The sequence below is a fragment of the Dermacoccus sp. CCH2-D9 genome (assembly GCF_001556795.1).
Classification (GTDB): Bacteria; Actinomycetota; Actinomycetes; order Actinomycetales; family Dermatophilaceae; genus Dermacoccus; species Dermacoccus nishinomiyaensis.
In genome coordinates this window covers 1-5,567 of sequence record NZ_LSJT01000095.1, presented here as the reverse complement: position 1 = coordinate 5,567, position 5,567 = coordinate 1, and the positions used below count along the sequence as shown (strand labels likewise).

The window sequence follows — 5,567 nt, the reverse complement described above, 5'->3', positions numbered from 1 at the left end:
CCGGACGACGACGGGCCGTCCGAGTAGGTCGCGGGCGAGAACTTCGACGACGGAGAGCTGCTCGCGCCGCCTCCTCCCCCGCGCCCGGTGAGGACAGCGAGTAGCGCGATGACAGCGAGGACGGCGAGCGCGATCGTCGCGATCTTCTGGCCAATCCCCATGCCGGCCAGGGGTGACTTGCGGGAGCTCAGGGCCACCACGTCCTTCTCGTTCGGGGCCCGAGCCCGGGCCGGAGGTATCGACGATTTCTCGAGCGTGCTCATTGTCGCGCGGCCGCGCACCGCCGCCGCTCGTTCACCTCGGCCGGCCCGAGCGATGCCTCAGAACGCGTCGCGCGGCGTGTACTTGCCCCACACCGCGCGCAGGGCGTCGCTCACCTCGCCGCCGGTGGCGCCGACGGCGTGGGCCTCTCGCATGGGCCACAGCACGTTGTCGGTTCCGGAGGCGGCGGCCTGCAGCTTCTCCAGGGCGGCGTCGACGGCGCCCTGGTCGCGGTCGGCGCGCAGCTTCGCGAGGCGTTCGCACTGCTCGGCCTCGATCGCGGGGTCGACGCGCAGCGGTTCGTACGGCTCTTCCTCGTCGAGCGTGTACTTGTTCACGCCGACGACGACGCGCTCACCGGAGTCGATCTCGAGTGCCACGTCGTAGGCGCTCTTCTCGATCTCGTTCTTCTGGAAGCCCTCTTCGATGGCGCGCACCGCTCCGCCCTTGTCCTCGACGGCCTGGATGAGCGTCATCGCCTCTTCCTCGAGGTCGTCCGTCATGGACTCGACGACGTAGGAGCCGGCGAACGGGTCGACGGTCTTCGTCACGTCGGTCTCGAACGCGAGGATCTGCTGGGTGCGCAGCGCGAGGCGAGCGGCCTTGGCCGTCGGCAGCGCGATGGCTTCGTCGTAGCTGTTGGTGTGCAGGCTCTGCGTGCCGCCGAGGACGGCGCCGAGGCCCTGCAGCGCGACGCGCACGAGGTTGACCTCGGGCTGCTGCGCCGTCAGCTGCACGCCAGCGGTCTGGGTGTGGAAGCGCAGCATCTGCGACTTGGGGTTCTTCGCACCGAACTCCTCACGCATGATGCGCGCCCAGAGGCGGCGCGCCGCACGGAACTTGGCGACCTCTTCGAGCAGCGTCGTGCGGGCGACGAAGAAGAACGACAGGCGGGGCGCGAAGTCGTCGACGTCGAGGCCGGCCGCGAGCGCCGCGCGGACGTATTCCTTGGCGTTGGCGAGGGTGAAGGCGATCTCCTGCGCGGGCGTCGCCCCGGCCTCGGCCATGTGGTAGCCGGAGATGGAGATCGTGTTCCAGCGGGGTATCTCGGTGTGGCAGTACTCGAAGATGTTCGAGATGAGGCGCAGCGACTCGGCGGGCGGGTAGATGTACGTGCCGCGGGCGATGTACTCCTTGAGGACGTCGTTCTGGATCGTGCCCGTCAGCTTCGAACCCGGGATGCCCTGGCGCTCGGCAGCGAGCTGGTACATGAGCAGCAGGCTCGAGGCGGGCGCGTTGATCGTCATCGACGTCGAGACCTCGTCGAGCGGCAGCCCGTCGAACAGGACGAGCATGTCGTCGAGGGAGTCGATGGCGACGCCGACCTTGCCGACCTCACCGTGCGCGAGAGCCGCGTCGGAGTCGTAGCCCATCTGCGTCGGCAGGTCGAACGCGACCGACAAGCCGCCCGTGCCGTTGGCGACGAGCTCGTGGTAGCGCTGGTTGCTCTCACGCGCCGTGCCGAACCCGGCGTACTGGCGCATCGTCCACGGGCGCCCCGTGTACATCGACGGGTACACGCCGCGCGTGAACGGGTACGAACCGGGCTCCCCCAGCCGCGTCGCGGGATCGAAGCCCGCCAGGTCGTTGGCCGAGTACACCGGCTTGAGCCCGAGGCCCGACTCGGTCGTCTGCTTGCGGTCGTCTGCGCCACTCATGAGGGCACTGTAACCCGCGTCACGTCCGAAAGGGCGGGCGGGTCACCCAGGTCACGTGCCCCGTTCGCCGGCGCAGGACGCTCTCAGGCGTGACGCGCTCGCAGCGCCGCGTTGAGATCGCGCACGAGCGCCGGGCCGCGGTAGATGAAACCGGAGTACACCTGGACGAGGTCGGCACCCGCATCGACGAGTGCGAGGCCGTCGTCGGCGGTCATGACGCCGCCGACGCCGATGATCGGCAGCTGGGTGCGCGCCGACAGGAACGCGACGACGGCGCGCGCCCGGCGGGTCAACGGGGCACCCGAGAGCCCGCCTGCCTCGGCGGCCAGCGGCTGATCCGCGCGCGCGATGCCGTCGCGCGTCAGCGTGGTGTTCGTCGCGATGAGACCGGCCACCCCGGCACCGTGGGCGACGTCGAGGACGTCCTCGAGCGCGTCCTCGGTGAGATCGGGCGCGATCTTGACGAACACCGGCGTCGGGCGCGCGCCGCGCTGTTGCGCCAGGTGCGCCTCGCGCGTCGTGATGGCCTGCAGCAGTTCGAGGAGCGGGGCCTTGTCCTGCAGCGAACGCAGCCCGGGCGTGTTGGGGCTGGAGACGTTGACGGCGAAGTAGTCGGCGAGACCGGAGAGGCGTCCGAGCGACGTGAGGTAGTCGCCGACTGCCTCCTCGACGGCCGTCGTCTTCGTCTTGCCGAGGCTGACGCCGACGGGGATCTTGAGCGTGCCGGTCGCGCGCGCGGCGCTCAGGGTGTCGGCGAGCGCCTCGGAGCCGGCGTTGTTGAACCCCATCCGGTTGATGATGCCCTCGCTCGCCTTGAGGCGGAACAGCCGCGGCGTCGGGTTGCCTGGCTGGGGGTGCGCGGTGACGGTGCCGACCTCGACGTGCCCGAAGCCGAGCGCCTGCCAGGACGTGACGGCGACGCCGTCCTTGTCGACGCCCGCGGCGAGGCCGACGCGGCCGGGAAACCGTATTCCCGCCAGCGTCACCGGGCTCGACGGTCCGCCCAGGGCCGCGCCGAGGGCGTCGACGGCGAGGCCGTTGCCGGGCAGGGCGCCGAGCTGCGCCATCGCCGTGATCGTCGCGTGGTGCGCCGCTTCGGCGTCTCCCCCGCCGATGCGGAACAGCGCGGGGCGCAGCGCCTTCTCGTACCCGTGGGTGAGCGCGGCGCGCCGGACGGCGTCGAGATCGAAGTTCATGCGGTCATTGTCGCCGATGGAACCAGCCTCACCGCATCAACCACGCGCAGCGGATAGGCGCCTCCCACTTCTGCGGATGCCTTGTCGGGTTGAACTCTACCGGCGTGACGACGAGGGGCGTAGCACGACACTGTGTCTGTGCTCGCTCAACGGTGTTTGCCCATGTCGGACCCTCGGCGTTCTGCGAATCCCCGCGAAAATCAAGGATCATGCCAACGAGGAACGCGCACGCCACGAGGATGGGCAGCGTCTTTTGACCTCGACCCCACAGCAGCCTCCCCACTCCGACCGCCACCATGGCGAGAAGAATTGACGGCACCAGTGAATACCGTGACGGTTGACCCGCCGCGAACCAGTTTGAGACGGTGAGATCTTGAGGTGACGCGAAGACGATCGAACAAGCCAAAAGATACCAGGCTGTGGCAAGCATCAGAAGGAGCCGACGGTCGCGGCACTTCAGCAGGATGGCAATAGGCAGAAGCACGCCAAGCGCCACGACCGGCCAGGGGGCCAGCTTGTTTGCCACCATCGTACCGGTGACGCCGAACTGCGGGATCTCAAGCCCTCTCACCACGAACTGACCCAAGAGTTCTCCTGGCAGATGGAGCCAAGCAGATACACCAGCTTGTCGCGCCCCCGAGTCAAGCATTGCCGCGTGAATGAGGGCACCTGTGATCGCCGTCAGAGGCGCCAGCCAACCCCGCCCCCGATTCAGCCACACGCCCATGGCCAGAACCGGGATCAACGCAATGGCCAGCGGATCCGACAGCGCGCACAGCAGCCCTGTCACACTCGCCAATGCTGCGCGCAATCCGGTCAGACGTGAGAGCGCGATGACCACGAGGCCCGCGTCACAGAACCACCGCTCGTTGGTCAGGTTGCCGAGCACTTCGTGCTGCCCTGCCGGTACAAGGACGAACATCGAGGCGGCGACAGCGCTGCTCTTCGGTGACCAGTCCAGTGATCTGAACGCCCAGTAGCTGACCGTGGCGAGCCAGATGCGCCACCCCGCGGCCAAAACACCAATCACCGGAGCGAACGCCTCAGGTGGCAACGAAGCCGCAAAAGCCGTGGTCAGCCGCGGTACGACGTGAAGGTAGCCCGTGTACAGCTCGAATACAGAACCCCATCCATGCTCCACCCAGTCATGCAGGAATATGACTCCGTCTTCCTTGTGGACATGGGACAGGGTCCATCCCGAGATCCGAGGGAGGCACAAGAAGACGAACGATGCACTCACGAGCACAGTTGCGGCCCGAGCTCCGATCGTGAATTCGCGTCCCAACAACGCGTCAGCCCTTGCCCTCCAAGTCATGACTGCTACACGCATTCCCATTCGATAACCGGCTCATCACAAACCAGGGTGTAGCTGAGGTCTGAAGCCGCCGGTTTCGAGGAGGGATCGGGCGATGTAGTGGGCGAGGTTGCGGAAGCCGAGAGCCGACCCGCGTAGGTGCTCGAGGCGACCATTGATCGCCTCCGTTGGTCCGTTGCTGGTGCCAGGCCGGTCGAAGTAGGCCAGCACGTCGGCGGACCGCTTGGTCAGGGTGCGGCCAAGGGTGGTGATCTCGGTCAAGGCCTTGGGCACACCGGTACTGATCGAATCGATGAGGGCGGTCATGAGTCTCTTGCCGGTGGCACGGTCGCGGTGCCGGTACGCCGCGATCATCCGCTGGTAGATGCCCCAGGTGCACTCAACTTCCACGTGCTCCTCGACCGCGAACAACGCGGTGAGGCGGTCCTGCTGCCGGTCGGTGAGCAGGTCCGCTCCGGTATGCAGCGTGCGCCGCGCACGGTACAAAGGGTCACCGGCCCGACCCCGGTGGCCGTGCAGCTCGTGCTGGACCCGGCGCCGGCACTTGTCCAGGGCGTCACCGGCTAACCGGACGACATGAAACGGGTCCATCACCGTGGTCGCGTCCGGGAGTTCTTCGGTAGCAGCAGTTTTGAAGCCGGTGAACCCATCCATCGCGACGACCTGCACCGTCTCACGCCACGCTGGGTCACGGTCGGCGAGCCAAGTCTTGAACACGGCCTTGGATCGGCCGGGAACCATGTCTAACAACCGTGCTGGCCCGGTGCCGTCCTGGATCGGGGTCAGATCGATGATCACCGTGACGTACTTGCCGCCGTGCCGAGTGTGGCGCCACACGTGTTCATCGACCCCGATCGCGGTGACACCTTCGAACCGGGCCGGGTCGTTGATCAACACCCGGTACCCCTCGGCGAGGACCGCGTCATTCGCGGTGTTCCAGGCCACGCCGAGTCCTTCAGCGACCCGGGCGACGGTCAGGTGCTGACACACGATCGCGGCAAGTGCCCACGCCATCGCACGCCGCGACAAGGTGGCTCGCGGTTCGGCCGCGAGGCTGGTGTCTTGGCGCCACACATGCCCACTGAATCGCCCCGGGTTTGTTAGAGGCTGAGTAATGCCGTTTCGGCGGGCGCCGCA

Annotated in this window: 5 protein-coding genes; all 5 read right to left on the bottom strand. The window is 67.6% G+C overall.

What is annotated here, in order from left to right; genetic code table 11:
- On the bottom strand, positions 1–200 hold a 200-nt coding region (locus AX669_RS08185; protein ID WP_197418874.1), incomplete at its 3' end, for a hypothetical protein.
- A 120-nt stretch (positions 201–320) separates the two neighbouring features.
- The gene (locus AX669_RS08180; protein WP_062257760.1) at positions 321–1,919 is read right to left on the bottom strand and encodes a methylmalonyl-CoA mutase; all 1,599 of its coding nucleotides are present in this window, start codon (positions 1,917–1,919) and stop codon (positions 321–323) included.
- Between the two features lie 83 nt (positions 1,920–2,002).
- Positions 2,003–3,115 (bottom strand): quinone-dependent dihydroorotate dehydrogenase, encoded by a 1,113-nt coding sequence (locus tag AX669_RS08175; RefSeq protein ID WP_051806046.1) that lies wholly within the window; start codon positions 3,113–3,115, stop codon positions 2,003–2,005.
- 28 nt (positions 3,116–3,143) lie between these two features.
- Positions 3,144–4,355 carry a hypothetical protein gene (locus AX669_RS08170; protein ID WP_144707528.1) on the bottom strand — a complete coding sequence of 404 codons (1,212 nt, stop codon included), beginning with the start codon at positions 4,353–4,355 and terminating at the stop codon, positions 3,144–3,146.
- A 111-nt stretch (positions 4,356–4,466) separates the two neighbouring features.
- Positions 4,467–5,567 (bottom strand): ISL3 family transposase (locus AX669_RS08165; RefSeq protein WP_062257762.1); only part of this gene is annotated, 1,101 nt, incomplete at its 5' end.